This is a genomic window from Lysinibacillus sp. fls2-241-R2A-57, from assembly GCF_030209535.1.
GTDB lineage: Bacteria > Bacillota > Bacilli > Bacillales_A > Planococcaceae > Lysinibacillus.
In genome coordinates, this window is sequence record NZ_JARVRU010000073.1 from 1 (window position 1) to 3,033 (window position 3,033).

Here is a 3,033-nt window from a genome sequence, read left to right on the forward strand (position 1 = left end):
CGATGATGCTACCTCTTCAGCATTTTGTTCTATTTTTTGAATAAGAGTCCTTAAACTGTCTTGCATATCGTTAAAGGCTTGCCCTAGCTGTCCAATCTCATCATGAGAGGTAATCGTCACTTTCTCTGTTAAATCACCTTTACTAATTGTCACTGCGCTATCCTTAAGCAATCTAATCGGTTTTATGATTCCCTTCATGACAAAATAGAACACAATCGTACTTATGACAATAGCGATAATTAGCACGATTAACGTATGATTTAATATGGATGATGCTGATTTGTCAATTTCCTTCGCAAAAATTGTGCCGGTAATTTTCCAATTTGTTAATTCATTCGTATTAAAGAACAGAATGCGGTCATCACCGTCAAAGACATATTCAAACGTGCCAGATTTACTTTCGTAAATCTTATCTGCGAAGCTCTCTGTTAATTCGCTACCTGCTTCTAAAGTAGGATGCGAAATGACCATTTTATCTTCATCAAAAATTGAAGAAAATCCACTTTTTCCGATATTAATTGAGTTTGCGAGTTTTTGAATATCTGTCAATTTTATATCAACTGCCAGTACCCCAGATTGATCTTTTACTTGGCGAGCTATTGTAACGATCATATCTCCTGTACCTAGATCAATATAAGGATTCGTTATTAAAATTTCTCCCTTTAATGCCGTAGATTTTTTATACCAATCTCTTTCTAAAAGATTGTACTCCGCACTATTCGATTTTGGTTCTAGAAATAATTCTCCCTCATTTGTTCCAAGATAAATGCTTAAAACATTTGGATTCATCTTCATATATTGTTGAAACTCTGTTAATATAGCGGCTCCCTTCTGTTCATACATAGAAGAATTTATTTGCTCGCTTAAAACATTAATGTCGTTTACTTTTTCACTTATGGTTCTATCAATAACCGAATTTAACATAGTTACACTTTCATTTGCACTAAATAATATTTCTTCTTTTATCGATTCTTTTGCTGAAAGATACGCAAAACTTCCAACAGTAATAACTGGAACTAGCAAGATAAGAGCAAATAATGTGTAGAGCTTGCCCTTAAAGCTTCCAAATAATTTTTTCATGCAACAGTTCTCCTTTTGTCTTCATTAATGCTTAAGATGTGTATTTTTGTGTATTTTGTGTTTTCTTTTACTGACACTATACTCGATGATTTAGACTCAAAAAGAATGCCGCTTCACTTCTCTGTTCACAACTTACCCTTCTTTTATCGGATGAAACAAATGAATTAAAACCTTTTTTTCATTTTTTTGATCTTCGAATCATAATTTTTCTACTTTTGCCCTTCTATCAACCAGAGAACCCCTATGTATCATACTTTAATGTAAGTTAATCGCTATTTTTGCCAAATGTGTAGAGGTTGCTGTATCAGATGCCGTCAGTAATTTCGATGCATCAACTTTATTTTGCATAGAAGACAAAACAGCAAAAAATCGTAGCAAACCATGTGCTACGATTTTCTTATTATTGTTGATGTTTTTTTAACATTGACTCATTAAAAGCCTGAGATTGTCCCCTTGCAATACTTAATGTTTGCCACTCTGAGCCCTTTAGTTGCTTAGCAATGAAAACGATCTGTCCAACATGCAGTGAATAATGGGACATTTGTCTTTCGATAGCATCTATCACGGAATGCTGTTCTCCCCTTATCGTTACAAACCCTTGTAAATCAGCATCCGTTAATCCTTGTAAGGCATCCAAAAATACACGCCAGCCCTTTTCCCATACTGTCAAAATCTCTTCTTTTGTCTGAAGACTATCAGTAAATTCATCATCTCGATTTCTTGTTGGTTTCTCACCATCACTCGTTAAAAAGTCTGTCCATCTCGAAACCATATTCCCACTAACATGCTTAACAATAACAGCAATACTATTAGATTCTTCATTAATAGCCCAGTGCAGTTGTTCATTATCCAATTGCGAGAGTGTTTTATCACCTAACGCTTTCACACTTCTAAATCTTTTTTGAACAATATTTAAATAAGTCTGCCCAATGCTCATTCGAGAACATCCCCCCTCATTTTACTATTGGTACAAATATTATTAATTTACCCTAATGCAGCGAAAAGCTTATTATTCACAGTATCAATTAATTTCTTCATGTTCACTTGAATATCAAGTTGTATTTTTATCTGCCTATGCAGATATTAAGTTTATTACTAGAATAGCCACCACCGATATTTCCTTATCTAGGAAAAACACCATTAACTTACTTAATCATTTTGATCAAGTTGACATTTACTTTCAATCTACACCTCCTACTATATATTCAAGTTCATTTTCTAAAAGATCCTCAGGGAATAGATGACAAGTTATATTTCCACTCCAGACATCATAAAGAAATTCAGCTAATGAATTTTTATATTCATATGAAACACCCGACCTCCCCTCATACACCAATATCGACCATTTTTCAGGGTTATCTGAGGTAATCCAATTTAATACATCTCCATTATCTGTTACTCCCCAAGGAAGCAACCCACCTTCTTCAGGGAATAAATTTCGAGGAAAATCATCAGGGAATTCTTGCTTTGATGTAAAATAAGCATTGTTATCTTCTTTTGACCCTATAAAAAAATTTAGGTTTTCATTACTAGAAAAAGGTGAGTAAATCCATAAAAAACCACAAACTCCACCTGTTCCATAGATAGAAATAAATTCTTTATAATCTGATGGGAATTTTGTGCCTAACTCCTTTTCAGCTTCTTTCCATTTAGCAATATCTCCAGCACCATAAATTTTATCAGGTATAGATAAAATCGTTTTTAGTTTTTCTAAAGACACATTTAATCTCTCCAAACTATTTTTGTATACCATTTACATAACAAAAGGAAATTTTTTGAACAAGCATTCTTTTTAGTAACATCTTTTTATCCACCCTAATAGAAGGCTCTGATTTCCGCTGCGGGCTACAATCAGATAAAATGTGAATATATTTGCAAAATAGCAGGTTCATCACCATAACGTGTGGTTGATTTCCGTTCCGACTGGGCGCTTTGCCGCTGACGCTTCGCTTT

General features: G+C 34.0%; 4 protein-coding genes. All 4 read right to left on the reverse strand.

Going from position 1 to position 3,033, the window contains the following annotated elements; all coding sequences use genetic code 11:
• Positions 1 to 1,080: HAMP domain-containing protein (locus QRN68_RS13015; RefSeq protein ID WP_285397322.1), on the reverse strand; the 1,080-nt coding region annotated here is incomplete at its 3' end.
• A 255-nt stretch (positions 1,081 to 1,335) separates the two neighbouring features.
• Positions 1,336 to 1,458 (reverse strand): hypothetical protein, encoded by a 123-nt coding sequence (locus QRN68_RS13020; protein WP_285397323.1) that lies wholly within the window; start codon positions 1,456 to 1,458, stop codon positions 1,336 to 1,338.
• A 22-nt stretch (positions 1,459 to 1,480) separates the two neighbouring features.
• A complete protein-coding gene (locus QRN68_RS13025; RefSeq protein WP_285397324.1) occupies positions 1,481 to 2,017 on the reverse strand; it encodes a DUF1572 family protein in 537 nt (178 codons plus the stop codon).
• A 243-nt stretch (positions 2,018 to 2,260) separates the two neighbouring features.
• Positions 2,261 to 2,800: an SMI1/KNR4 family protein gene (locus tag QRN68_RS13030; RefSeq protein WP_285397325.1), complete on the reverse strand. Its 540-nt coding sequence runs from the start codon at positions 2,798 to 2,800 to the stop codon at positions 2,261 to 2,263.
• Positions 2,801 to 3,033 lie beyond the last annotated feature (233 nt).